The organism is Streptomyces sp. NPDC058198 (assembly GCF_042882605.1).
Classification (GTDB): Bacteria; Actinomycetota; Actinomycetes; order Streptomycetales; family Streptomycetaceae; genus Streptomyces.
On record NZ_JBHVVP010000008.1, the window covers coordinates 157522 to 181218 of the forward strand.

Genomic DNA, 23697 nt, shown 5'->3' on the forward strand with positions numbered 1-23697 from the left:
CCTGAAAGGCATGGCGCACGGCGAAGTGCCCGGACCGGTCCATGGTCCGGGCACTTCGCCGTGCGCGACGCGTTCGTGAGCGCCGGCGCTCAGCGGCGGTGCTGCGAGTCCCCCACCGTCACCTCGACGCGCTGGAACTCCTTGAGTTCGCTGTAGCCCGTCGTCGCCATGGCCCGCTTCAGCGCGCCGAAGAAGTTCATGGATCCGTCCGGGCTGTGCGAGGGGCCCGTCAGGACCTCCTCCGTCGTCCCGACGATGCCCAGGTCCACCAGCTTGCCGCGCGGCACGTCCTCGTGGACCGCCTCCATGCCCCAGTGGTGCCCCTTGCCCGGCGCGTCCGTCGCCCGCGCCAGCGGGGAGCCGATCATCACGGAGTCCGCGCCGCAGGCGATGGCCTTGGGCAGATCCCCGGACCAGCCGACGCCGCCGTCCGCGATGACGTGTACGTACCGGCCGCCGGACTCGTCCATGTAGTCCCTGCGGGCCGCCGCCACATCCGCGACCGCCGTCGCCATCGGCACCTGGATGCCCAGTACATTGCGGGTGGTGTGCGCGGCGCCGCCGCCGAAGCCCACCAGTACGCCCGCGGCGCCCGTACGCATCAGATGCAGGGCCGCGGTGTACGTGGCGCAGCCGCCGACGATGACCGGCACGTCCAGCTCGTAGATGAACTGCTTCAGGTTCAGCGGCTCGGCGGCGCCGGAGACATGCTCGGCGGAGACCGTCGTACCGCGGATGACGAAGATGTCGACCCCGGCGTCCACCACGGCCTTGGAGAACTGCGCGGTCCGCTGCGGCGAAAGCGCGGCCGCCGTGACCACGCCCGAGTCCCGCACCTCCTTGATGCGCTGCCCGATCAGCTCTTCCTTGATCGGCTCGGCGTAGATCTCCTGGAGCCGGCGGTTGGCGCTCGCCTCGTCCAGCTGCGCGATCTCGTCGAGCAGTGGCTGCGGGTCCTCGTACCGGGTCCACAGACCTTCCAGGTTGAGCACCCCCAGACCGCCCATCTCACCGATCCGGATCGCGGTCTGCGGGGAGACGATGGAGTCCATCGGAGCGGCCAGGAACGGCAGCTCGAATCGGTAGGCGTCGATCTGCCAGGCGATCGAGACCTCCTTCGGATCCCGGGTGCGCCGGCTCGGGACGACGGCGATGTCGTCGAAGGCGTACGCCCTGCGGCCGCGCTTGCCGCGCCCGATCTCGATCTCAGTCACGATGTGTGGCCTTTCCTTCTACGTCTGCCGTTCCAGTATCCCCGACGCATCAGTGAGGGGCGGTCCCGGAATCCCGGGGCCGCCCCTCACTGGCACGTGTGTTCAGCTCCTGCTGTAGTTCGGTGCTTCGACCGTCATCTGGATGTCGTGCGGGTGGCTCTCCTTGAGCCCCGCCGCCGTGATCCGGACGAACCGGCCCTTGCGCTCCATCTCGTCGATGGAGGCCGCGCCCACGTATCCCATCGTCTGGCGCAGGCCGCCGATCAGCTGGTGCAGTACGGCGGAGAGCGGACCCCGGTAGGGCACCTGGCCCTCGATGCCCTCGGGGACGAGCTTGTCGTCCGCGGAGACGTCCGCCTGGAAGTAGCGGTCCTTCGAGTACGAGCGGCCCTGGCCGCGCGACTGCATCGCGCCCAGCGACCCCATGCCGCGGTACGACTTGAACTGCTTGCCGTTGATGAACTGCAGCTCGCCCGGGGACTCCTCGCAGCCCGCCAGCAGGCTGCCGAGCATCACCGTGCTGGCGCCGGCCGCGAGGGCCTTGCCGATGTCGCCCGAGTACTGGAGGCCACCGTCGCCGATGACCGGGACGCCCGCGGCCATGCAGACCACCGCGGCCTCGTAGATCGCCGTGACCTGCGGGACGCCGATACCGGCGACGACGCGGGTGGTACAGATCGAGCCGGGCCCGACACCGACCTTCACGCCGTCCACGCCCGCGTCGATCAGTGCCTTGGCACCGTCGCGGGTGGCGACGTTGCCGCCGATGATGTCGATGCCGACACTCGACTTGATCTTCGACATCCAGCTGAGCGCGTTGCTGTTGTGGCCGTGCGAGGTGTCCACGACCAGGAAGTCGACCCCGGCGGCGACCAGCGCCTGGGCGCGCTCCAGCGCCTCGGGGCTGGCACCCACGGCGGCGCCGACGAGCAGCCGGCCCTCCGCGTCCTTGGCCGCGTTCGGGTACTTCTCGGCCTTCACGAAGTCCTTGACCGTAATGAGGCCCTTGAGGATGCCCGCGTCGTCGACCAGCGGCAGCTTCTCGATCTTGTGGCGGCGCAGCAGCTCCATGGCGTCCACGCCGGAGATGCCGACCTTGCCGGTGACGAGCGGCATCGGGGTCATGACCTCGCGCACCTGGCGCGTACGGTCCGCCTCGAAGGCCATGTCGCGGTTGGTGACAATGCCGAGCAGCTTGCCCGCGCGGTCGGTGACCGGGACGCCGCTGATCCGGAACTTGGCGCACAGCTGGTCGGCCTCGGCGAGCGTCGCGTCGGGGTGCACCGTGATCGGATCGGTGACCATGCCGGACTCGGAGCGCTTCACCAGGTCGACCTGGTTGGCCTGGTCGGCGATGGAGAGATTGCGGTGCAGTACGCCGACGCCGCCCTGGCGGGCCATGGCGATGGCCATCCGTGCCTCGGTGACCTTGTCCATCGCCGCGGAGAGCAGCGGGATGTTCACCCTCACGTTGCGGGAGACCTGGGAGGCGGTGTCCACCTGGTTCGGCAGCACTTCCGAGGCGCCCGGCAGCAGCAGCACGTCGTCGTATGTCAGCCCGAGCGTCGCGAATTTCTCGGGCACTCCGTCGACGTATGCAGTCATGACACCTTCCCCATATGGCCTTGATCGGTGCGGATGCCCATGCTAACGGGCTCCGCGGGCCTCTCATTCCACGATCAAGATCACCGAACAGCTTCGCTCACTGCTCGGCGAGCGCCCGCAGCCTGCTGAGCGCGCGGTGCTGCGCGACCCGTACCGCGCCCGGGGACATCCCCAGCATCTGCCCGGTCTCCTCCGCGGTGAGCCCGACGGCGACCCGCAGCACCAGCAGCTCGCGCTGGTTCTCCGGGAGATTGGCGAGCAGCTTCTTGGCCCACTCGGCGTCGCTGCTGAGCAGGGCACGCTCTTCCGGCCCCAGCGAATCGTCGGGACGCTCCGGCATCTCGTCGGACGGCACGGCCGTCGACCCCGGGTGCCGCATGGCGGCCCGCTGGAGATCGGCGACCTTGTGGCCGGCGATGGCGAAGACGAAGGCCTCGAAGGGCCGGCCGGTGTCGCGGTACCGCGGCAGGGCCATCAGGACCGCGACGCAGACTTCCTGCGCGAGGTCTTCCACAAAGTGCCGCGCATCACCCGGCAGCCGGTTCAGTCGCGTACGGCAGTAGCGCAGCGCGAGCGGATGAACGCGGGCCAGGAGATCGTGCGTGGCCTGTTCATCGCCGTCGACGGCACGGTGAACGAGCGCACCAATCACCGTGGTCTCGTCATCGCGCATCGGTCCATGGTGCCTTGGCGGCTGCTGATTGGTGGCACCGCGTCCATAGTTGTGCACCGAAGCGTTATGAGCAGGTGCGGCAGAACTCATCCTCTGCGCCCTCCCCTCGCGCTCGTCCGACTCGTCCCCGAGGAACTCCACAACTCAAGGATGCGGCATCGCGCGCGAAACAGTTGCGTACGGGCGTACGTTGCCCCGCCCGCCTCGGCCCTGTCCCCTCGACAGGATCGTGCGGCGGGCGGGGGTGAGGGCCTGTCCCGTCAGCGGACCAGGCCCCAGCGGAAGCCGAGCGCCACCGCGTGCGCGCGGTCCGAGGCGCCGAGCTTCTTGAACAGCCGCCGGGCGTGTGTCTTGACCGTGTCCTCGGAGAGGAAGAGCTCGCGGCCGATCTCGGCGTTGGAGCGGCCGTGACTCATGCCTTCGAGCACCTGGATCTCCCGCGCGGTGAGCGTGGGCGCGGCGCCCATCTCGGCCGAGCGGAGCCGGCGCGGGGCGAGCCGCCAGGTCGGATCGGCGAGCGCCTGTGTGACGGTCGCGCGCAGCTCGGCGCGCGAGGCGTCCTTGTGCAGATAGCCGCGGGCACCGGCGGCGACCGCGAGCGCGACTCCGTCCAGGTCCTCCGCGACCGTGAGCATGATGATCCGGGCGCCGGGGTCGGCGGAGAGCAGCCGGCGGACCGTCTCGACTCCGCCCAGCCCCGGCATGCGTACGTCCATCAGAATCAGGTCGGAACGATCGGCGCCCCAGCGGCGGAGGACTTCCTCGCCGTTGGCCGCGGTCGTCACGCGCTCGACGCCGGGCACGGTCGCAACCGCTCGGCGGAGCGCCTCTCGGGCAAGCGGGGAGTCGTCGCAGACGAGGACGGATGTCATGACCGTCCTCCGCAGCTGATGCGCGTCACCTTGAGCCTCCAGGCTGGGTACATATCGTCACCTGTGCGATTGACGCTTTCGGACATGTGCCCGACCGCTCGTTCTCTCAACCGCCTCGCACACTCAACGACGGTCACTCGAAAGAGTTACGGGTCGGACGGCCGAGTTCAGCACTCCCTGTAAGGGGTCGCACACAGAGGAGAGCATCGCAGGTCATCCGGCCCTTATTTTAGAGCTATGCCCCATTTAGCGGCTTTTCTTCCCTTTTGCTGGTGTCTGTGGCTAGATTCGCAATGAGTCATATTTACATCTACTTACATAGTAGATGTACGGTCGTGAGCACCGGTGCGGGAGCGCGTCGGGCTCGTACCCGGCACCCAAGCGACCCGTATCCGCCTCAGCACGGTTTCAAGGGGACATGAGCAATGGCAGATTTCTCCCGCCTTCCCGGACCGAACGCCGATCTGTGGGACTGGCAGCTCCTCGCGGCTTGTCGTGGTGTCGACAGTTCACTCTTCTTCCACCCGGAAGGGGAAAGAGGCGCGGCACGAAGCGCGCGTGAGAACTCGGCGAAAGAGGTGTGCATGCGGTGCCCGGTCCGCGCCGAGTGCGCGGCGCACGCGCTGGCGGTGCGGGAGCCGTACGGCGTGTGGGGCGGGCTGACCGAGGACGAGCGCGAAGAGCTGATGGGGCGGGCGCGCACCCGGCTGATCCCGGCCTCCGCGTCGGCCTCGGGACCGGGACCGGGACCGGGCTCCGGCGCCGGCCCCGACAGCCACGCGAGCGGTCGACTCCCGTAGCGCCAGAACCTTCTGAAGAAACGTTCCTGCACTCTCGCCGCTCAGCCTTCCCGCCGCTCAGCGGGTCGCAGGCCGCGGGAGGAGCGGGGCGCCGTCAGCGCGCGGCAGCCAGGACCAGCTGGTCCAGCGTGGCCGCGACGGCCGGAACCCGCGCCAGATCCGGCAGGGTCAGCGCGACGATCTCCCGGCGGACCGAGGGCTCGACCGTGAGCGTACGGATCCCCTTGGGGCGTACCGACTCCATCGCCAGCTCCGGCAGCACCGCCACCCCGAGCCCCGCGGCGACCAGGCCGATCACCGCCGGATAGTCGTCCGTCGCGAAATCGATCCGGGGCGTGAAGCCCGACTCCGCACAGGCGTCGACGAGCTGCTTGCGACAGCGCGGACACCCCGCGATCCACGACTCCTCGGCGAGATCGCCCATCGCGACGGCGCCGGCGTCCGCGAGCCGGTGGCCCTCGGGGACCAGACCGACGAGCCGGTCCACCAGCAGGGGCCGTACCACCAGGTCGTCCCACTCCGCGGCGGAGCCGCCGTACCGGAACGCCAGCGCCACATCGCAGTCGCCGGCTCGCAGCATCTCCGCGGAGCTCGGCGGCTCGGCCTCGACGAGCGAGACCCGGGTGCCGGGATGGGCCGCGCGCAGGGCGGCCAGCGCGGTGGGGACCAGCGTGGAACTGCCGCTGGGGAACGACACCAGCCGGACCCGGCCGGCCCGCAGCCCCGCGATGGCCGCGATCTCCTCCTCCGCCGCGGTGAGTCCGGCGAGGATGCCCGTCGCGTGCCGTACGAGCACGTCGCCGGCGTGCGTCAGCCGCATCTCGCGGCCGGTGCGGACGATCAGCGGGGTGCCCGCCGACGCTTCGAGCGCCTTCATCTGCTGGCTCACGGCCGGCTGCGTACAGCCGAGTTCACGCGCGGCCGCCGAGAAGGAGCCCGTGGCGGCCACGGTGCGCAGGACACGGAGATGGCGGGCTTCGATCACACCGCGACCATAAGCGACGCTTGGGGATAATGCGAAATATCCGGTGGATCATTTGAGACTCGGGGGGATACCGTGCCGTGTATGAGACTTCTGACCGTGAATGTGGGACGGCCGAAGGCCGTGGAGTACTCCGACGCCCCGAGCGGCACCACGGGTATCGACAAGCGGCCGGCCGACGGTCCCGTACGGGTGGCGGATCCCGGGCCCAAGGGCGAGGGCGCCGGCGGTGTCGCCGGTGACACGGTCTGCGATCTGCGCCATCACGGCGGCACCGACCAGGCGGTGTACGCCTTCGCCCGCGAGGATCTGGACTTCTGGGAGCGGGAGCTGGGACGGCCGCTGGCCAACGGCGTCTTCGGCGAGAACCTCACCACGTCCGGCCTCGACCTCACCGGCACGAAGATCGGTGAGCGCTGGCGGATCGGCCCCGATGTGGTGCTGGAGGCGACGAGCGGCCGGATTCCGTGCCGTACGTTCCAGGGCTGGCTCGGCGAGAAGGGCTGGGTCAAGCGCTTCACGAAGGAGGCCGTCACCGGCGTGTATCTGCGGGTCCTCACCCCCGGCGAGATCCGGGCGGGCGACGCGATCGAGATCGTCCACCGTCCCGATCACGAGGTGACGGTGGCCATGGCGTTCCGGGCCGTCACGCTTGAGCGGGAGCTGCTGCCCCGGGTTCTCGCCGCCGGTGAGGCGCTGCACCACGAGTCGCTGAGGATCGCGCGGGAGTACTGCGAACGGTACGGCGAAGTCGGCGCCGCACCGGCCAACCGGCCCTGACCTGGGCCGATTTGGGCGGAATACTTCATGCGTAGGGGATGTCCCTGAGAGCACTGAGGGGTGAGTCGGGGGTGCCTCGGGGTGGCCCCCGATGACCGAGGGTGGCACCCACCGCGACGCTCAGTACATGTCTGGGTTCAAGCGTGTCCTCATCATTCTCGCGTCTGTCGCGACCGTGCTCGCCCTGGCGGTCGGCGGTGGTTTCCTGTGGCTCTACTCCGGCGCCAAGGTGTCCACGGTCGGCCGGACCTCCTTCCGCAATGAGCTGGCCGTACCGCCGCTCGCCGAGTCGACCGTCACGGCGGACGGCACCCGCGTCTTCGATCTGAAGATGCAGGCGGGCGAGACGGAGTTCAAGGCCGGGCGGAAGACCCCGACCTGGGGCTTCAACGGAAGTTATCTGGGCCCCACGCTGCGCGCCGAGCGCGGTGAGAAAGTCCAGGTCAGAGTCAGGAACACGCTGGGCGAGGCGTCCTCCGTGCACTGGCACGGGATGCGGCTGCCCGCGAAAATGGACGGCGGACCGCACCAGATGGTCGCGCCGGGCACGACCTGGTCGCCGCATTGGAAGGTCGACCAGCCGGCCGCGACGCTCTGGTACCACCCGCATCCGCACGGCGAGACCGAGGACCATGTGCAGCGTGGCCTGGCCGGGATGTTCATCCTCGACGACGCCAAGTCCCAGGGGCTCGCGCTGCCCGACACCTACGGGGTCAACGACCTTCCCCTGGTCGTCCAGGACGTGAAGTTCGACGGAGCACGGTTCGACCACGGCAAGGGGGTGACGCAGACCGTCGGATTCCTCGGTGACCGCACGATGGTGAACGGCACCCTCGATCCGTACCAGGTGGTCGGGGACGAACTCGTACGGCTGCGGCTCCTCAACGCCTCGACCGCCCGCACCTACGACTTCGGCTTCGACGACAGCCGGGCGTTCTCCCTCATCGGCACGGACGGCGGGCTGTTGGAGAAGGCCGCGCGGATGGACCGGATCCAACTGTCACCCGGTGAGCGGGCCGAGGTCGTGGTCCGGGTGCGGCCGGGCGAGCGGACGGTGCTGCGCAGCTTCCCCCTCGACATCGGCCAGGACTTCTACAACCAGCGCTTCAACGGCGGCGACGACACGTTCGACGTACTGGAGTTGCGCGCGAAGAAGCGGTTGCGCCCCTCCCCCGCGCTGCCCGCCACGCTCGGAAAGCTGGAGATACCCGACGGCTCGCACGCCGCGCGCGGACGGTTCTTCGACCTCAAGCTGTCCGGGATCAACGGCAGGAGGATGAGCATGGGACGGATCGACGAGACCGTCACGCGCGGTACGACGGAGACCTGGACCGTACGGAACACCAACGGGATGCCGCACAACTTCCATGTGCACGGCGTGCAGTTCAGAGTGGTGTCGGTGAACGGACGGGAGCCGGAACCGGCGCTGCGCGGGGCCAAGGACACCGTCTTCATCCCGGACGGTACGACGGTGAAGCTGGCGATGCGTTTCGACGGACCGGCCGATCCGAACGCGCCGTTCATGTACCACTGCCATCTGCTCTATCACGAGGACCAGGGGATGATGGGTCAGTTCGTCGTGGTGGAGAAGGGGCAGAAGGCGGGCCGTCCGGCTGCGAGCCACGCACATCAGGGGCACTGACACAGGCGCTAACGTGCCGCGTATGACGACTGCTTTGATTACGGGCGCGACGGCGGGGATCGGCGCCGCCTTCGCGCGGCGGCTGGCGGCGGACGGGCACAATCTCGTGCTGGTGGCCCGCGACACCGAGCGTTTGCAGGACCAGGCCACCGAACTGCACGACCGGCATGGCATCGAGGCCGAGGTGCTGACCGCCGACCTCTCCACCGACAGCGGGATCGCGTCGGTGGAGAGGCGGCTCTCGGACCGCAAGCAGCCGGTCGATCTGCTGGTCAACAACGCGGGGTTCGGCAACAAGGGCCGTTTTCTCGAAGTCTCGATGGCCGATGAGCTGACCATGCTGAAGGTCCACTGCGAGGCGGTGCTGCGGCTGACCTCGGCGGCGGTCGTGGGCATGAAGGCGCGCGGTCGGGGGGCGGTCGTCAATGTGGCGTCGGTGGCCGCGTTCCTGCCGCGCGGGACGTACGGCGCCTCGAAGGCCTGGGCCGTGCAGTTCTCCCAGGGCGTGGCCCGGGACCTGACGGGGACGGGGGTGCGGCTGATGGCGCTGTGCCCCGGTTTCGTACGGACCGAGTTCCACGACCGGGCGGGGATGGACACCGGCTCCATCCCCGGCTGGATGTGGCTGGACGCGGACAAGCTGGTGACGGCCGCGCTGGCGGATCTGGCGCGCGGGAAGACCGTGTCCGTACCGGATCCGCGCTACAAGGCGCTGATGGGTGCGGTGAAGCTGGCTCCGCGCGGGCTGCTCGGCGGCATCTCGTCGAAGGCCGGGCGCAAGTACGGCCCGCGGTAGCCGCGCCGGATCACCGGCACGCGACACGCCGAGGCCCGGTGCCCCCGCGGAGGGGGCACCGGGCCTCGGTGCGTTCAGCTGTGCGCGTCAGGCGTCGGCGTCAGTGGCTGTGCCCGTGGCCGTGGCCCGCCTCGGGCTCATCGTCGACCGGCTTCTCGACGACCAGGGTCTCGGTCGTGAGCAGCAGCGACGCGATGGACGCGGCGTTCTCCAGCGCGGAGCGCGTGACCTTGACCGGGTCGATGACGCCGGCCTTCACCAGGTCGACGTACTCGCCGGTCGCGGCGTTGAAGCCGTGACCCTTGTCCAGCTCCGCCACCTTGGAGGTGATGACGTAGCCCTCAAGGCCGGCGTTCTCGGCGATCCAGCGCAGCGGCTCGACGACGGCGCGGCGGACGACCGCGACACCGGTGGCCTCGTCGCCCTCCTTGCCGAGGTTGCCCTCCAGCACCTTGGCGGCGTGCACCAGAGCGGAGCCACCACCGGAGACGATGCCCTCCTCGACCGCGGCGCGGGTCGCGGAGATGGCGTCCTCCAGACGGTGCTTCTTCTCCTTCAGCTCCACCTCGGTGGCGGCGCCGACCTTGATCACGCACACGCCGCCGGCCAGCTTCGCGAGGCGCTCCTGGAGCTTCTCGCGGTCCCAGTCGGAGTCCGTGGACTCGATCTCGGCCTTGATCTGGTTGACGCGGCCGTGGACGTCGGCGGTGTTGCCCCCACCGTCGACGATGGTCGTGTCGTCCTTGGAGATGGTGACGCGGCGGGCGGAGCCCAGTACGTCGAGACCGGCCTGGTCGAGCTTGAGGCCGACCTCCTCGGCGATGACGGTGGCACCCGTGAGGGTGGCGATGTCGCCGAGCATGGCCTTGCGGCGGTCACCGAAGCCGGGGGCCTTCACCGCGACCGCGTTGAAGGTGCCGCGGATCTTGTTGACGACGAGGGTGGAGAGCGCCTCGCCCTCGACATCCTCGGCGATGATCAGCAGCGGCTTGGAGCCACCCGCCTGGATGACCTTCTCCAGCAGCGGCAGCAGGTCCTGGATGGAGGCGATCTTGCCCTGGTGGATCAGGATGTACGGGTCGTCGAGGACGGCCTCCATACGCTCCTGGTCGGTCACCATGTACGGGGAGAGGTAGCCCTTGTCGAAGGCCATGCCCTCGGTGAAGTCCAGCTCCAGACCGAAGGTGTTGGACTCCTCGACGGTGATGACACCGTCCTTGCCGACCTTGTCCATCGCCTCGGCGATCAGCTCGCCGACCTGCTGGTCCTGCGCGGAGAGCGCGGCCACGGCGGCGATGTCGGACTTGTCCTCGATCGGGCGGGCGGTCTCGAGGAGCTCCTCGGAGACAGCCTTGACCGCGGCGTCGATGCCCTTCTTCAGGGCGGCCGGGGACGCGCCCGCGGCGACATTGCGCAGGCCCTCGCGGACCAGCGCCTGGGCCAGCACGGTGGCGGTGGTGGTGCCGTCACCCGCGATGTCGTTGGTCTTGGTCGCCACCTCCTTCACCAGCTGGGCGCCCAGGTTCTCGTACGGGTCCTCGATCTCGACCTCACGGGCGATCGTGACACCGTCGTTGGTGATGGTGGGGGCGCCGAACTTCTTGTCGATGACGACATTGCGGCCCTTGGGGCCGATCGTCACCTTCACCGTGTCGGCAAGCTTGTTGACGCCGCGCTCGAGGGCGCGACGGGCGTCCTCGTCGAACTTCAGGATCTTCGCCATGGGAGCTTCTCTAGTCCTCTCGAACGAACGGCGCCCCCGTCCGCCCGGCGATTGCAGGGTGGCCGAGGGCGCAGCTCAAAAGCACATACTGACGGTGAATTACTTCTCGATGATCGCGAGTACGTCGCGAGCCGAGAGGACGAGGAACTCCTCGCCGCTGTACTTCACCTCGGTGCCGCCGTACTTGCTGTACAGAACGACATCGCCGACGGAAACGTCGAGCGGAAGCCGCTCGCCGTTCTCGAAACGGCCCGGGCCCACAGCCAGGACGACGCCCTCCTGGGGCTTCTCCTTGGCGGTGTCCGGGATAACCAGGCCAGAGGCCGTGGTCTGCTCGGCGTCGAGCGGCTGGACCACAATGCGGTCCTCGAGCGGCTTGATGGCAACCTTGGTGCTGGCGGTCGTCACGATCCGACCTCCCCCTTCGGAGATCTCACGGGGTTAACTGTCTGAGTGGCGACCAGGTGGATCCGTCGTCGCGGGTGCCGGATCCGCCAGTCGCGCGTTTGGCACTCTCCAGTGGGGAGTGCCAGACCTGAGACTATGACCGCGATTAGCACTCGGTCAAGCGGAGTGCCAATGCGCGTCGGCGTGGCGTACCTCGGATCCCGGTCCCGCCGCCCTTCCCGGCAGGGGCGATTACTGCGCGTCGTCCATATGCGCCACCGCGGAATCGCGTTCCTGACGGTGACTCAGCAGCAGTTCCTGCCGGTCGCAGATCTCCCGCGGCTGTCCCCCGTTCGGCAGCCTGGCCCTGACCGTCCGGCCCAGCACCGAGGCGCGGGCCGGCTCGTGCGGGCCGACTTTCTGCGCCGCCTTGCGGCCCAGCCGTTCGATCGGGTCCACCGACTGCGCACAGCCGGTGAGAAGCGCACCGGCTGCCAGCGCTCCGGCCAGCAGCCGGTGCGCGGTGCTCATACGTAGTCCTCCAGCTTGGCCACGGCGTAACCCCTGTCCGTGATCGTCTTCATCACGTTCCTGATCATGTCGGGCATGGTGCCCTTCCAGTCATTGGGCCCGCGGAAGTGCGTGAGGATGATGTCGCCGGGGTGCAGGTCCTCGTCCCACTCCCGCCACTCCATGTGGTCGGGATACGCCTCGGACGCCCAGATCGGCGCGGCCTTCACGCCGCACTCCTTGGCGGCGCGCAGCGTGTCGCCGTTGTAGTTGCCGTACGGCGGACGGAAGAGCGTGGGCCGCTTCCCGTACCGCTGTTCGATCTTGTCCTGCTGGTCGCAGATCTCCCGCCTCTGCTCGTCGTACGACAGACCGGGCATGTAGCGGTGGTTGATGGTGTGGTTGTTGAGGGTGACGCCGCGGTCCTGCATCTGCTTGAAGTAGTCGTAGTTGTCGGTGATGACGTAGTCACTGAGGAAGGCGCTGTACGGGATCTTCAGCTCGGACATCATCCGCAGCAGCTCGGGGTCCTTCTCCGCGCCGTCGTCCATCGTCAGGAAGACGACCCGGTCCTTGACCGGGACGGTGGTGAAGATCGGCGGCAGGTCCTCGCCGCCCTCCACCTCGAAGCCCTGGCGGGTGACGATCGTCGGCTTGACGGCGGGCGGCGGAGGCGCGGCCAGGGGGGTGGTGGCGAGCCCCCACTTCTTGGCCGCGACGGCGCGCTCGGCCTGCGCGCGGCGGACGCTCTCGGCGTACGCGGGCGTGCCGGGCTTCAGCGCCTCGGCCTGCGCGCCCGGCCGACCGTGCTTCGCGGCGTCGCCCTTGGCGGGCGCGGGTCCGGCCGGCCCGGACTCCAGGCCGCATCCGGAAGCGATTGCGGCGAACAGGAGCGCCGCCAGCACTGCCCGGCTCCGCCGGCCTCCCTTCATCATCCCCTCTGCCATCTTTTCTTCCTTTTGTCGTACTAGTCGTATTTAGTGGCATCCTGTCAGCGCACCGCGCCCCCGCCCGGCCGACACCGCCGCCCCGGCGCGCACCGTCCCCCGGCTGGCCCACAATGGGCCGGGTGACCGACCGCGTTCCCTTCCCCCTCCTCGCACCGCTGCTCTCCGCCGAGGGCCAGGCCCTCCTCGCCGAGCTGCGCGACCACGACCCGGCGCGGGAGCTCACCCTCGCCACCCGGCTGCGCCGCGAGCACCCGGCCGAGCTGGTCTCGGCGGCCATGGCGCAGGCGCGACTGCGGCAGCGGGGGGTGGCGAAGTTCGGCGCGGACGACGCGTACCGCATGTACTTCACGCCGAACGGCGTCGAGCAGGCCACCCGTGGCAGCGTCGCCGCCCACCGGGCCGCCCGGTTCCGTGATCTCGCCGGCGACCTCGCCCCGGGCTCCGGCGCGGAGTCCGTCCGCGTCACCGACCTCTGCTGCGGCATCGGCGGCGACGCGATCGAGCTGGCCCGCGCGGGCTTCGCCGTGTCAGCCGTCGACCTCGACCCGCTGACCTGCGAGATCGCCCTGACGAATGTGCGGACGCTGGCCCCCGGCGGACCGCCCGTGACGGTCACCCGCGCGGACGTCCTGGAGTACGACCTCACCGGTGCCCAGGCCCTCTTCATCGACCCCGCGCGACGCGGCGGCCGGGGCAGGATCTTCGACCCGGAGGCGTACTCACCCCCGCTCTCCTGGGCCCTCGACGCGGTACGCCGGGCCGGCGCCGGCGCGGTCAAGATCGCGCCGGGCATTCCGCACGAACTGATCCCGGCCGACTTCGAGGCCGAGTGGATCTCGGACGGCGGCGACGTCAAGGAGGCGGTGCTCTGGCACCACGGCGCCGGGCCGCACAACGCCACCGGGCCGGGGGCCGTGGTCCCCGGCGCCCGCCGCGCCACCCTTCTCCCGTCCGCCACCACCCTCACCGGCCGCGGCCTGCCGGACCCGCACGTCCGTAAGACCGGCCGGTTCCTGTACGAGCCCGACGGCGCCGTCATCCGCGCGCATCTGGTCGCGGAGGTGGCCGAAGAGCTGGACGGCGGCCTGATCGACGAGACGATCGCGTACATCACGGCCGACGAGCTCCGTCCCACCCCGTACGCCACCGCCTACGAGATCACCGACGAACTCCCCTTCAACCTCAAGAAACTGAAGGCCCTGCTGCGCGCACGCGAAGTCGGCGTCCTGACAGTGAAGAAGCGCGGCTCCGCGGTGGAACCGGAGGAGCTGCGCCGGCGAATGAAGCTCAAGGGACCGCACGCCTCAACGGTCTTCCTCACCCGCGTCGCGGGCGCCCCGACGATGCTGATCGGCCACCCGGCCACGGCGTAGCCGCACGCCGGACAGGGCCTACCCCAGGTCCGTCAGTTCGTCCGGGTAGATCTGCGACAGCGGCTGCGGGCCGACGTACTGCTGGCAGTTGCACTGGCGCAGTTCGTACCGCAGCGGCTTCTTGTCCTCGCCCCACTCCGTCGGGACCTCCACGTCCTCGTGGCACTTGCCCCGCCGGTCGTGCTTCGCCAGATGGTGCGTGCAGCCGCAGACCGGCACCGGCGGCTTGTGGGCCTCTTCCAGGGCCCGCCGCTCCCGCTCCACCAGCTTGAAGCGTTCGATTCTCCGCTCGTGCCGGGTCCGGAGCGCGGTACGGCCCGTATCGGCCATCCACCCGAAGCCGCCCACGAGGAAAAAGATGAAAATCCACCAGAGCCAGGTCATCCGCCGCCCCTTACCCTGAATGAGGCATGTGTTCCTTATTCAGCATAGGACGGACCCGGCGGAAACCGCCTCAGCGGTGCGCTCCCCCGCCCCTGCGGACCGGCACCGGGCTCAGCAGCCGGGCCGACCAGCGCTGATGCGCGACCGACCGGGCGATGCCCAGCAGGCCGGTCAGCAGGACCGTGGCCTCCAGGCCCAGCGCGTACACCGCGTCGCCCACGGTGACCGGCTCCGGCCCGTTCCCCGCCGCCGTCCAGCCGTGACCGACCCCCCACGCCCCCAGCAGACACAGCAGCACCGACGGCAGCAGCCAGGCGACACACCGCGCGGGCGCCCGCAGCCGCACATCCGTCGCGGGGTCCTGGCCGAGTGCCGCCCAGGCGTCCAGCCGCTGCCGTACGTCATGGCCTCCGCGCAGCCAGAAGCCGAGCCCGACCCCCGCCGGCACCAGGAACACCGCCGCGAGGACCAGCGCCGCCAGCCCGGTCGCCTGGGCCAGACCGCCTTCCTCGAAGCTCTGGATCGCCAGCCCCACGGCCGCCCAGCCGATCACGGCGACCGCCGCCAGCAGCCAGAGCAGCAGCAGCCTCCCGATCGCGAGTCCACGCCCGGTCAGTACGGTCATGGCCGCGGCCCGGTCGGCCAGCAGCGCCTCGCGGTCGGGCCAGGAACGGATCTCCTCGGGTGGAGGGGGCGGTGGCAGCGGCGTGCGGCTGATCATTCGGCTGAGGGTAACGGTGCGGGCGGGCCCTGATATTCGGCAGGGTGGTACCGCCGTTCGGAGGTAACGTCACCCACCGATCCGTGCCATCGATCCGTGCCGATCGTCCCCGGCCGGCTCCGAACCACCCCGTCGAGCAGAAGGAATCCGCAGTGACCACCGAACGTATCGGCCCGCCGGCCGTCGCAGGCGAGCGCGAGATGCTGCGTGCCTTCCTCGACTACCACCGCGCGACCCTCGCCCTGAAGACCGACGGCCTCTCCGACGAGGACCTCCGCCGCCGGTCGATGCCCCCCTCGACGCTGTCCCTGCTGGGCCTGGTCCGGCACATGGCCGAGGTGGAGCGCGCCTGGTTCCGCCGGGTGATCAACGGCGAGGACATCCCGCTCGTCTGGTCCGACCAGGGCGACTTCCAGGTGGCGTACGACGCGCGTACGGCCACCCGCGCGGAGGCGTTCGCCGCCTGGCGGACCGAGGTGGAGCACGCGCGCCGGATCGAGCGGGAGGCTGCATCGCTCGACGTGACCGCCTACGCGGCCAAGTGGGAGGAGGACGTGTCGCTGCGGATGGTGATGCTGCACCTGATCCACGAGTACGCCCGCCACAACGGCCACGCCGATTTCCTCCGGGAGGCGATCGACGGCACGGTCGGAGCCTGAATCACCGGACGGGCTCAGACCTGTTCCGTCGGGCGGATCAGCATCTCGTTGACCGCCATCCGGCGCGGCCGGGTCACGATGTAGTGGATCGCGTCCGCGATGTCCTCGGCCCGCAGGCTCTCCATCGAGTCGTACCATGCCTCGATGTTCTCGCGAACGCCTTCCCGGATGTGCTGCGTCAGCTCGGTGGTCACCGCGCCGGGCTCCACCGCGCTCACCCGTACATGCTGGCCGGCGAGCTCCTGGCGCAGCGCCTCGCTCACCGCCGTGACCCCGAACTTCGTCAGGTTGTAGACGGCGGAGCCGGCGTGGGCCACCCGTCCGGCCACCGAGCTGATGTTCACCAGGTCGGCGACCCCGCGCTGCCCGTCGGCAGCCGCCGCCACCAGATGCGGCAGCGCGGCATGCGTCACCCGCAGCAGGGCCGACAGGTTGAGATCGACCATCCGCTGCCACTCCTCGACGGGGGTCTCCAGCGCCGGGCCGATCAGCATCACCCCCGCGTTGTTCACGAGGATGTCCAGCCGGCCCGACCCCTCCACCACCCGGGCGACCAGCGCCTCCGCCTCTCCCCGTGCGGTGATGTCGACGGCGAAGGCGTGCGCGCTGCCGCCCGCGTCCTGGATACGGGCCACGAGATCGTCGAGCCGGTCCTTGCGCCGGGCCACGACCGCGACCGACGCGCCCTCCGCGGCCAGCGACAGCGCGGCCGCCTCACCGATCCCACTGCTCGCGCCGGTCACCAGCGCGACCGTTCCGTCCAACCGTCCGGTCATGTTCTTCTCCACCTTCGCTCTGTGATCAACGCGGGTCGCCGTGGGGCAGGTGCCTCGGCTACACCCGGTCCTCGCGGGTCTCCGACACCCAGTCCGGGTCGTCGTGGTCCGAGCGGCTCCCGACCACGCCCTCGGCCAGCTCGCTCAGCAGCCCGAGCTGCTCGGCGTCGGGAGTGATCTCCAGGGAGCGGATGTTCTCGTCGACGCGAGCCGCCCGCCGTGTCCCCGGGATCGGCACCACCGGCAGCCCCAGCCGCTCCCCCTGGACCCGCAGCCACGCCAGTGCCACCTGGGCCGGCGTGGCGTCCAGCTCGGCCGCGATGCCCTGGATGGCCCGTACGACGGCCTGATTGCGGTCGAAGGCGTCGCCGGAGAACCGCGGCAGCCCCGAACGCCAGTCGCTGCTGACGGCGGACCGGTCCGCGAGCGTGCCCGTGAGGAAGCCGCGGCCCAGCGGTGAGTACGGCACAAAGCCCACGCCCAGCTCGGCGGCCGCCGGCACCACCGCGCGCTCCACATCACGACTCCACAGCGACCACTCGCTCTGTACGGCCGCGATCGGGTGCACGGCGTACGCGCGCCGCAGCTCGTCGGCGGTCACCTCGGACAGCCCCAGGTGCCTGACCTTGCCCTGCCGGACCAGCTCCGCCATGGCTCCGACCGTCTCCTCGACGGGAACGGACACATCGCGGCGGTGCAGGTAGTACAGATCGATGGTGTCGATGCCGAGCCGCTTCAGGCTCGCGTCGGCCGCGGAGCGTACGTAGCCGGCGTCACCGCGCGTCGTCATGGCATCCGTGCCGGAATCGGACCCGCCGAGCACGATGCCGAACTTGCTCGCCACGGTCACCTCGTCCCTGCGCTCGGCCAGCAGCCGCCCGACGAGCCGCTCGTTCCCCCCGGCGCCGTACACGTCGGCCGTGTCGATGAGCGTCACCCCGTGGTCGACGGCGTGGTGCAGGGTGGCCAGGGACTCCCGTTCCTCGGCGGGTCCATAGACGTCGGACAGGCCCATCGCGCCATAACCGAGCGCGCTGACCACGAGTCCGTCGCCGAGGAGGGTGGTGGGGACGTGCGTCATGGGCGGTGTTCCTTAGAAGTCGAAGAAGGCCGGGGAGGGTCCGGGGAACCGGGAGCGCCGGACAGGCTCGTCCCCCGGCCGCCCTTCCACACAACCACCGCGCGGCCCCGCCCGCACCACCTCAGCCACACCCTGCCCGGACCTGGATCCGGTGGTCCGGGTTCCGGCCTGCCCAGGTCTGGCAGACCTACCCTGAGCAGGCCGGACGCGCCGCCGCCCGGCTACAGTCGACGGCGTGGAGCACAACACCGAACTGCGGGAGTTCCTCCGCACCCGGCGTGCCAGGATCAGCCCCGAGCAGGCCGGCGTCCGGCCTCATCCGGGCCCGCGCAGGGTGCCCGGTCTGCGGCGTGAGGAAGTGGCGTACCTCGCCGGAGTCAGCGCGGACTACTACGCGCGCCTGGAGCAGGGACGTAACCTCAACATCTCCGACAGCGTCCTGGACGCCGTCGCGCGCGCCCTGCGCCTGAACGCGACCGAACGCGATCACCTCTTCGCCCTGGCCCGCCCGCCCCACGGCCGCTCGCGCCGCCGGTCACCGGCCGCGCAGCGGATCCGGCCAGGAGTGCTCCATCTGCTGGCGGGCCTCGACCATCTGCCGATGTTCATGATCGGTCACCGGATGGACATCCTCGCGTCCAACCGGCTGGCGCACGCCCTGCTCACCGACTTCGACGCGCTGCCCGCCCGCGAACGCAACTTCGCCCGCTACCTCTTCCTCGACCCCACCGCGCGCGAACGCTTCGTGGAGTGGGACGAGATGGCCGCGGACAGCGTCGCCAACCTGCGCCGCTACAGCAGCCGTTTCCCGCACGATCCCCGACTGGCCGACCTGATCGGCGAGTTGTCCGTCCAGGACGCGGACTTCCGCCGCTGGTGGGCCGATTACGACGTGCGGTACGCCACCCATCGCGTCAAGCATGTCCGCCACCCCGCCGTCGGTGAGCTGGTCCTCGACTGCGAGACGCTGGTCTTCCCCGACGACCCCGACCAGATGATCAACCTCCTCACCGTGGAGCCGAACTCCCCCTCGGACCGGTCCCTGCGCCTGCTCGGCTCACTGACCTCGGCTCCGCTGGAGTTCGGGGCGTGAGGGTGTGTGTCGGACGCGGCTGCCCGGCCGTCCGCGAGTAGTTTCGTGGCAGAACGACCGCTGCCGACCGAGGGTCCGCCCATGCCGCCGCTGTCCCTCGTGTACCTGCTGAGAAGGCTGCTGGGCAATGACCGCTGGCAGCGGCTGCACGTACGGGCCGCCGTGTGGGCCACCCTGGCCGTCGTGGTGGTCCTGTTGGCCGGCTCCTGGGCCATCGTGCCGTTCGAGGTGTCCGCGCCCCACGCGACCATCACCTCGTTCCCCCTCGCCCTGTGGTGGTCCGTCGAAACCGCCACCACCGTCGGATACGGGGACCTGTATCCCGTCACCGCGCCGGGGCGTGTCATCGCCACGGTGGTGATGCTGGCCGGGATTTCCGTCTTCAGCATCGTCACCGCGTCCATCGCCACCTGGTTCGTCGGCGGCGCGGCCCGCGACGCGCGCCGGCTGGCCCTGGCCTTCGAGCACGCCGAGCGGGAGGGGAAGGCCGGCGCCTCCGACGAGATGCGCGCCGTCCACGACCGGTTCGATCGGCTCGAACACCTGATCAAGAACCCCGGCGGACCCCCGGCCCAGAACTAGGGCGTGTTGCGAAAGTCCCGCCTGGCTCGCGACGCCCGGCACGCACGCTCGCCGCGTTGTCGGAGTCGTCCAAGTACGTCCAGTACGAGGACGATCCTCCGCCTTGCGATCGCACGCACCGGACGCCGCGAGCCCCGCCCTGCAGGCGGACGGCGCTACTTTCGCAACACGCCCTAGGCGGCGCTACGTCGGCAGCGGCAGATCGGCGGCCATCAGCAGCATCAACTGCTCAAGGCCCGGCCGGTCCACCGTCGACAGGCGCTCCGCGTGCTGCTCCACCATCCGCTCGAAGAGCTTCCTGGCCTCACGCGCGTTGCTCGACTCGCCGCCCTCTGCGGCCAGCCGTCCGAAATGCCCCCGGAGCAGCGGCGGGACGGCCTCGTCGAGAACGTACTGGTTCGTGTCGGCGATGAGTTCGGTGATCTCCACCAGTTCTTCCACGCTGTACGGCGGGAACTCGATGGTCCGCGAGAAGCGCGACCGCAGTCCCGGGTTCGCGTCCAGGAAGTCGTTCATCTCCGCCGTATAGCCCGCGACGATCACCACCACGTCCTCGCGCCGGTTCTCCATCAGGGTGACGAGTTCGTCGATCGACTCCTGCCCGAAGTCGGCGTTGACGCCGAACTTCCTCGACAGCGCGTACGCCTCGTCGATGAACAGCACTCCGCCGGTGGCCTTGGTGAACACATCCCGGGTCTTCTGAGCCGTCGAGCCGAGGTACTGGCCGACCAGCTCGCTCCGGCTCACCTCGTGGACCTCACCGTTCGTGAGGACGCCCAGCGCCGCGAGGATCTGCCCGTACAGCCGCGCCACCGTCGTCTTTCCGGTGCCGGGCGGCCCGGAGAAGACCAGATGCCGGCTGAGCGCCGGCGTCGGCAGCCCGGCGGCCTCGCGGTGCTGCGCGAGCTTGATCATGTTGATCTGGGTACGAACCTGCCGCTTCACCGGAGCCAGCCCGACGAGCCGGGTGAGTTCGGTCAGGGACTCGTGGTCCGCGGGCGGTGCGGTGGTACGGCCGCTCCGCCCGTCCCGCGCTCCTTCGCCGCCGGACGAGGCAGCGGCGGAGACGGCGGCGGCGCCCCGCGGTCCTCCCGGCCGACGCGTGGAGGAAGGCCCCGATCCGATCGCCGAGTCGGTGACGTCCTCCTCACAGCTGTCCTCGATCCGCAGGTCCCCCCGGGCGTTGCCGGACACCGTGGAACCGTTGAGGATGACGCGGGCCGAGCCCTTGCCCCAGACCCCGGTTCCGCCGCAGCCGCGCACGGTCAGCCGCGTCGCGTCGATACGGGCCTGGCCGTCGACCGTCACCCCGTGCGCGTCCCCGCCGGTCACCGAGCAGTCCGACAGCGTCGCCCGCGCCTTGCCGGCGAGAACGATGCCGCCGCGCCGGGCTCCGCTGATCGTCGCGCCGGTCAGCTCGACCGACATGTCCTTCTCCCTGGCCTCCACCCCGACTCCGCAGCGCTCGATCGTCAGGTCCTCGAAGTGCGCGTACGAGCGTTCCTCCAGCCGCACCGCGACATCGTTCCCCTTCAGGGTCACCCCGGTGAAGCGGCCGCGTCCCCCCGACATCCAGACGCCTTCCTCGCCGCCGTCCACCGTGAGCCCGTGCACGGTGGTCGCGCTGTCGCCCGCGACGTGGATCCCGTACCGCGCCGCGGAGTTGATCACGCAGTCGGTGATCTCGCTCGTGCCGCGGGTGGTCATCAGCACGCCCGCGCTCCGGCACTCGCTGATGCGCACATCCTTCAGGGTGGCTTCGCCGTCGTCGAACACGCTGATGCCGTGCTCGGCGCGGTCGACGCTGGTCCGGTGGACGGCGCCGGTCGCGTGCCCCAGGAACGCGATGCCCGACGTGGACACGTCGTGCACCGCGCAGTCGGCGACGGTCATCTCGGCGTCGTAGGCGACGGACAGGGCCGTATTGCCCGTGCCGCTGACGTCGCATCTCTCGATCAGTGCGGTGGATCCGTTGACCCGGACGCCGTGGACAGCCGGTTTGGTGATCGTGCAGTCCTTGACCGTCACCGCTCCGCCCTCCACCACCGCGATGGCGTTTCCGACGGAGTCATGGAAGCGGCAGTCCTCGATGGTGGCCTTCGCACCGGCGAGCAGGACCTCTCCGCCCCGGGCGACCGTGCCCCGCATGGCCAGCTCGGTCCCGCGGTCGCCGCGGACGCAGACCCCGTCGGCTCCCTGCCCCAGCACCTCGCAGTCCCGCAGGGTCACCGTCCCCTTGGTGCACCACAGCGCCGTGGCCCCGTAGCTGACCAGGCGGATGCCCTCCAAGGTCACGGCGCCCGAACACTCCAGGGTGGTGCTCCCGGACGCGGTGATCGTCACCTCGGCGCCGGGGTCGACGGGAGCGAGCTCGACCATGCCGCGGATCGACAGCTTCTCGGTGTAGGTCCCGGCGTCGAGGAGGATGCGTACGCGTTCCCCGAGCGCCGTGCCCTCAAGGGCGGCGACAATCGTGGGAAAGGCCCCCGCCGCCGTGGGGGATACGCGGACGGTCTGTGCCACGGTGCACTCCGATCAGTCGATCCACCCGGACCCGCCCTAGGTCGGACACGGCCTAGTGAGCGATGCCGTCGATCAGTTCTCGCGCGCCCTGGCGCAGCAGGGTGACGGCGACGGACGTGCCGAGGGTGGCCGGGTCGAGCGGACCCGCCCACTCGTGCGCGTTGAGGACCGTCTTGCCGTCGGGGGTGAACACGCAGGCCCGCAGCGACAGATCGCCGTTGCGCCCCGCCTTCGCGTGGCCGGCGATCGGGGAGTTGCAGTGTCCCTGGAGGACGTGGAGGAACATGCGCTCCGCGGTGGCCTCGCGGAAGGTGCCGGGGTCGCCCAGGGGGCTGACGGCGTCGATGGTGGCCGAGTCGTCCTCGCGGCACTGAAGGGCCAGGATGCCCGCGCCGATCGGCGGCATCATCACCTCGGGCGACAGGATCTCCGTGATCACGTCCGGGCGGCCGATGCGCTCCAGCCCGGCCACCGCCAGCAGCAGCGCGTCCGCTTCGCCCGCCGCCAGCTTTTCCAGCCGGCGGTTGGCGTTGCCCCGGAACGGGACGCACTCCAGATGCGGGTGGGAGGCGGCGAGCTGGGCGATACGGCGGACGGAGGAGGTGCCGATCCTGGCCCCGTCCGGAAGCTCGTCGAGGGTGAGCCCGCCCGGATGGATCAGGGCGTCGCGGATGTCGTCCCGTTCGAGGAACGCGGCGAACAGGGTGCCGGCCGGGAGCGGCCGGTCGGCGGGCACGTCCTTGACGCAGTGCACCGCGAGGTCCGCTTCCCCGGCGAGCAGGGCGGCGTCGACTTCCTTGGTGAACGCTCCCTTTCCCTCCACCAGGGACAGGTCACCCATCCACTTGTCGCCCGTCGTCCTGACCGGCAGCACCTCGGTCCTCATGCCGGGGTGGAGCGCGGCCAGTTCGGTACGGACACGCTCGACCTGGGCCAGGGCCATGGGCGAGTCACGGGACACGATGCGGATCAGCTCAGGAGCGGACATGGCGCCCACGATAGACCGCGGTCCCCCGCCGCCGGCCGCCAGCCCCGGCGGCCATCTCGGGTGTGTGGCACGCGAGTTGGGGCCGTCGGGCAGGTGTACGAATGGCGGCCGCGACAGCGGAACGGGACGGCTCGCGCGCTCTCCTCGGTCCCTCGGCGCACGCGCGGTCTACTGTTCGGCGATCTCCCGGAGCTCGACAGTCATGTTGAACTCCTCCTCGTGGAGCTCCACGAAGCGCCGGGTCCACTCGACGGCCTGCTCCTTGTCCGTGGTCCGGATCATCGCGTACCCGCCGACGACCTCCTTGGTCTCGGTGAACGGCCCGTCGGTGACGGTGAGCTTCCCGCCGCTCAGCTTGAACCGCACGCCACCGGAGGTCGGCGTCAGCCCGGAGGTGTCGAGCAGCACTCCGGCCTCGGTCATCTCCTCGATCAGCTTGCCCATGCGCTCCATCAGCTCGGGGCTGGGTCCGTCGTCGGGCGTGTTCTGCTCGTCGATCATGATCAGCGAAAGAAAGCGTGGCACGGTGGCTCCTCGGTGTGCCGACCCTGACGGATCGGGCTGGTGGGCCGGGCTGTCCGCC

The 23697-nt window shown here is 70.2% G+C and carries 23 protein-coding genes and 1 pseudogene; 8 read left to right on the forward strand and 16 right to left on the reverse strand.

Annotated features, from left to right (window positions below; genetic code table 11):
- Window positions 1-89: 89 nt before the first annotated feature.
- The 4 genes from ACFVWW_RS24845 to ACFVWW_RS24860 all read right to left on the reverse strand — a co-directional run bounded on the left by ACFVWW_RS24845 (window position 90) and on the right by ACFVWW_RS24860 (window position 4364).
- Window positions 90-1214 (reverse strand): GuaB3 family IMP dehydrogenase-related protein, encoded by a 1125-nt coding sequence (locus tag ACFVWW_RS24845; protein WP_384188789.1) that lies wholly within the window; start codon window positions 1212-1214, stop codon window positions 90-92.
- A 102-nt stretch (window positions 1215-1316) separates the two neighbouring features.
- Window positions 1317-2819 (reverse strand): IMP dehydrogenase, encoded by a 1503-nt coding sequence (guaB, locus tag ACFVWW_RS24850; RefSeq protein WP_384188790.1) that lies wholly within the window; start codon window positions 2817-2819, stop codon window positions 1317-1319.
- Window positions 2820-2916: 97 nt separating this feature from the next.
- On the reverse strand, window positions 2917-3492 hold the full coding sequence (locus ACFVWW_RS24855; RefSeq protein ID WP_030351487.1) for a sigma-70 family RNA polymerase sigma factor: 576 nt from the start codon (window positions 3490-3492) through the stop codon (window positions 2917-2919).
- Between the two features lie 260 nt (window positions 3493-3752).
- On the reverse strand, window positions 3753-4364 hold the full coding sequence (locus ACFVWW_RS24860; RefSeq protein ID WP_003948568.1) for a response regulator transcription factor: 612 nt from the start codon (window positions 4362-4364) through the stop codon (window positions 3753-3755).
- A 425-nt stretch (window positions 4365-4789) separates the two neighbouring features.
- On the opposite strand from ACFVWW_RS24860, the gene ACFVWW_RS24865 reads away from it, so the two are divergent.
- Window positions 4790-5164 (forward strand): WhiB family transcriptional regulator, encoded by a 375-nt coding sequence (locus ACFVWW_RS24865; protein WP_386879141.1) that lies wholly within the window; start codon window positions 4790-4792, stop codon window positions 5162-5164.
- A 94-nt stretch (window positions 5165-5258) separates the two neighbouring features.
- Here ACFVWW_RS24865 and ACFVWW_RS24870 read toward each other — a convergent pair whose 3' ends face one another.
- Window positions 5259-6149, reverse strand: coding sequence for a LysR family transcriptional regulator (locus tag ACFVWW_RS24870; RefSeq protein WP_386879140.1), 891 nt, complete (start codon window positions 6147-6149; stop codon window positions 5259-5261).
- An 81-nt stretch (window positions 6150-6230) separates the two neighbouring features.
- On the opposite strand from ACFVWW_RS24870, the gene ACFVWW_RS24875 reads away from it, so the two are divergent.
- The 3 genes from ACFVWW_RS24875 (at window position 6231) to ACFVWW_RS24885 (ending at window position 9364) form a co-directional block, all read left to right on the forward strand.
- Window positions 6231-6926, forward strand: coding sequence for an MOSC domain-containing protein (locus ACFVWW_RS24875; RefSeq protein WP_384188796.1), 696 nt, complete (start codon window positions 6231-6233; stop codon window positions 6924-6926).
- Between the two features lie 127 nt (window positions 6927-7053).
- Window positions 7054-8568, forward strand: coding sequence for a multicopper oxidase family protein (locus ACFVWW_RS24880; RefSeq protein ID WP_386879139.1), 1515 nt, complete (start codon window positions 7054-7056; stop codon window positions 8566-8568).
- Between the two features lie 22 nt (window positions 8569-8590).
- Window positions 8591-9364, forward strand: coding sequence for an SDR family NAD(P)-dependent oxidoreductase (locus ACFVWW_RS24885; protein WP_384336295.1), 774 nt, complete (start codon window positions 8591-8593; stop codon window positions 9362-9364).
- A gap of 100 nt (window positions 9365-9464) precedes the next feature.
- Here the strand turns inward: ACFVWW_RS24885 and groL are convergent, their stop codons facing one another.
- The 4 genes and pseudogenes from groL to ACFVWW_RS24905 form a co-directional block, all read right to left on the reverse strand.
- Window positions 9465-11087, reverse strand: a complete 1623-nt coding sequence (gene groL, locus ACFVWW_RS24890; RefSeq protein WP_384336293.1) for a chaperonin GroEL — start codon at window positions 11085-11087, stop codon at window positions 9465-9467.
- Window positions 11088-11186: 99 nt separating this feature from the next.
- The gene (gene groES / locus ACFVWW_RS24895) at window positions 11187-11495 is read right to left on the reverse strand and encodes a co-chaperone GroES (protein WP_384188802.1); all 309 of its coding nucleotides are present in this window, start codon (window positions 11493-11495) and stop codon (window positions 11187-11189) included.
- A gap of 375 nt (window positions 11496-11870) precedes the next feature.
- Window positions 11871-12005: pseudogene (locus tag ACFVWW_RS24900) on the reverse strand (polysaccharide deacetylase); the annotation flags it as partial.
- Window positions 12002-12916, reverse strand: a complete 915-nt coding sequence (locus ACFVWW_RS24905) for a polysaccharide deacetylase family protein (RefSeq protein WP_384188906.1) — start codon at window positions 12914-12916, stop codon at window positions 12002-12004. The pseudogene ACFVWW_RS24900 and the gene ACFVWW_RS24905, both read right to left, overlap by 4 nt.
- A gap of 128 nt (window positions 12917-13044) precedes the next feature.
- Between ACFVWW_RS24905 and ACFVWW_RS24910 the strand changes: the two genes are divergently transcribed.
- A complete protein-coding gene (locus tag ACFVWW_RS24910; RefSeq protein WP_386879138.1) occupies window positions 13045-14307 on the forward strand; it encodes an SAM-dependent methyltransferase in 1263 nt (420 codons plus the stop codon).
- Window positions 14308-14325: 18 nt separating this feature from the next.
- On the opposite strand, the gene ACFVWW_RS24915 is transcribed toward ACFVWW_RS24910, so the two are convergent.
- Entirely contained in the window at window positions 14326-14691 is a 366-nt protein-coding gene (locus ACFVWW_RS24915; RefSeq protein WP_384188805.1) for a hypothetical protein, read from the reverse strand.
- 70 nt (window positions 14692-14761) lie between these two features.
- Window positions 14762-15412 (reverse strand): hypothetical protein, encoded by a 651-nt coding sequence (locus ACFVWW_RS24920; RefSeq protein ID WP_384188807.1) that lies wholly within the window; start codon window positions 15410-15412, stop codon window positions 14762-14764.
- 152 nt (window positions 15413-15564) lie between these two features.
- On the opposite strand from ACFVWW_RS24920, the gene ACFVWW_RS24925 reads away from it, so the two are divergent.
- Window positions 15565-16071 carry a DinB family protein gene (locus tag ACFVWW_RS24925; protein ID WP_384336289.1) on the forward strand — a complete coding sequence of 169 codons (507 nt, stop codon included), beginning with the start codon at window positions 15565-15567 and terminating at the stop codon, window positions 16069-16071.
- A 14-nt stretch (window positions 16072-16085) separates the two neighbouring features.
- Here ACFVWW_RS24925 and ACFVWW_RS24930 read toward each other — a convergent pair whose 3' ends face one another.
- Together ACFVWW_RS24930 and ACFVWW_RS24935 are read right to left on the reverse strand one after the other, a co-directional pair.
- Window positions 16086-16847 (reverse strand): SDR family NAD(P)-dependent oxidoreductase, encoded by a 762-nt coding sequence (locus tag ACFVWW_RS24930; protein WP_386879137.1) that lies wholly within the window; start codon window positions 16845-16847, stop codon window positions 16086-16088.
- A gap of 58 nt (window positions 16848-16905) precedes the next feature.
- The gene (locus ACFVWW_RS24935; RefSeq protein ID WP_386879136.1) at window positions 16906-17928 is read right to left on the reverse strand and encodes an aldo/keto reductase; all 1023 of its coding nucleotides are present in this window, start codon (window positions 17926-17928) and stop codon (window positions 16906-16908) included.
- A gap of 235 nt (window positions 17929-18163) precedes the next feature.
- Between ACFVWW_RS24935 and ACFVWW_RS24940 the strand changes: the two genes are divergently transcribed.
- The gene (locus ACFVWW_RS24940) at window positions 18164-19021 is read left to right on the forward strand and encodes a helix-turn-helix transcriptional regulator (protein ID WP_384188815.1); all 858 of its coding nucleotides are present in this window, start codon (window positions 18164-18166) and stop codon (window positions 19019-19021) included.
- A gap of 45 nt (window positions 19022-19066) precedes the next feature.
- Window positions 19067-19603: a potassium channel family protein gene (locus tag ACFVWW_RS24945; protein WP_384188817.1), complete on the forward strand. Its 537-nt coding sequence runs from the start codon at window positions 19067-19069 to the stop codon at window positions 19601-19603.
- 183 nt (window positions 19604-19786) lie between these two features.
- Here ACFVWW_RS24945 and ACFVWW_RS24950 read toward each other — a convergent pair whose 3' ends face one another.
- The 3 genes from ACFVWW_RS24950 to ACFVWW_RS24960 form a co-directional block, all read right to left on the reverse strand.
- Window positions 19787-22126, reverse strand: coding sequence for a right-handed parallel beta-helix repeat-containing protein (locus tag ACFVWW_RS24950; protein WP_384188819.1), 2340 nt, complete (start codon window positions 22124-22126; stop codon window positions 19787-19789).
- A 52-nt stretch (window positions 22127-22178) separates the two neighbouring features.
- A complete protein-coding gene (gene hemC, locus ACFVWW_RS24955) occupies window positions 22179-23114 on the reverse strand; it encodes a hydroxymethylbilane synthase (protein ID WP_386879135.1) in 936 nt (311 codons plus the stop codon).
- 168 nt (window positions 23115-23282) lie between these two features.
- A complete protein-coding gene (locus ACFVWW_RS24960) occupies window positions 23283-23639 on the reverse strand; it encodes a YciI family protein (protein ID WP_386879134.1) in 357 nt (118 codons plus the stop codon).
- Window positions 23640-23697: the final 58 nt, after the last annotated feature.

Excerpts from the sequence above, each read along its gene's own strand:
- guaB (WP_384188790.1), bottom strand. The coding sequence starts at position 2,819 with ATGACTGCATACGTCGACGGAGTGCCCGAGAAATTCGCGACGCTCGGG.
- ACFVWW_RS24855 (WP_030351487.1), bottom strand. The coding sequence starts at position 3,492 with ATGCGCGATGACGAGACCACGGTGATTGGTGCGCTCGTTCACCGTGCC.
- ACFVWW_RS24860 (WP_003948568.1), bottom strand. The coding sequence starts at position 4,364 with ATGACATCCGTCCTCGTCTGCGACGACTCCCCGCTTGCCCGAGAGGCG.
- ACFVWW_RS24865 (WP_386879141.1), top strand. The coding sequence starts at position 4,790 with ATGGCAGATTTCTCCCGCCTTCCCGGACCGAACGCCGATCTGTGGGAC.
- ACFVWW_RS24875 (WP_384188796.1), top strand. The coding sequence starts at position 6,231 with ATGAGACTTCTGACCGTGAATGTGGGACGGCCGAAGGCCGTGGAGTAC.
- ACFVWW_RS24880 (WP_386879139.1), top strand. The coding sequence starts at position 7,054 with ATGTCTGGGTTCAAGCGTGTCCTCATCATTCTCGCGTCTGTCGCGACC.
- ACFVWW_RS24885 (WP_384336295.1), top strand. The coding sequence starts at position 8,591 with ATGACGACTGCTTTGATTACGGGCGCGACGGCGGGGATCGGCGCCGCC.
- groL (WP_384336293.1), bottom strand. The coding sequence starts at position 11,087 with ATGGCGAAGATCCTGAAGTTCGACGAGGACGCCCGTCGCGCCCTCGAG.
- ACFVWW_RS24905 (WP_384188906.1), bottom strand. The coding sequence starts at position 12,916 with ATGAAGGGAGGCCGGCGGAGCCGGGCAGTGCTGGCGGCGCTCCTGTTC.
- ACFVWW_RS24910 (WP_386879138.1), top strand. The coding sequence starts at position 13,045 with ATGGGCCGGGTGACCGACCGCGTTCCCTTCCCCCTCCTCGCACCGCTG.
- ACFVWW_RS24915 (WP_384188805.1), bottom strand. The coding sequence starts at position 14,691 with ATGACCTGGCTCTGGTGGATTTTCATCTTTTTCCTCGTGGGCGGCTTC.
- ACFVWW_RS24920 (WP_384188807.1), bottom strand. The coding sequence starts at position 15,412 with ATGATCAGCCGCACGCCGCTGCCACCGCCCCCTCCACCCGAGGAGATC.
- ACFVWW_RS24930 (WP_386879137.1), bottom strand. The coding sequence starts at position 16,847 with ATGACCGGACGGTTGGACGGAACGGTCGCGCTGGTGACCGGCGCGAGC.
- ACFVWW_RS24935 (WP_386879136.1), bottom strand. The coding sequence starts at position 17,928 with ATGACGCACGTCCCCACCACCCTCCTCGGCGACGGACTCGTGGTCAGC.
- hemC (WP_386879135.1), bottom strand. The coding sequence starts at position 23,114 with ATGTCCGCTCCTGAGCTGATCCGCATCGTGTCCCGTGACTCGCCCATG.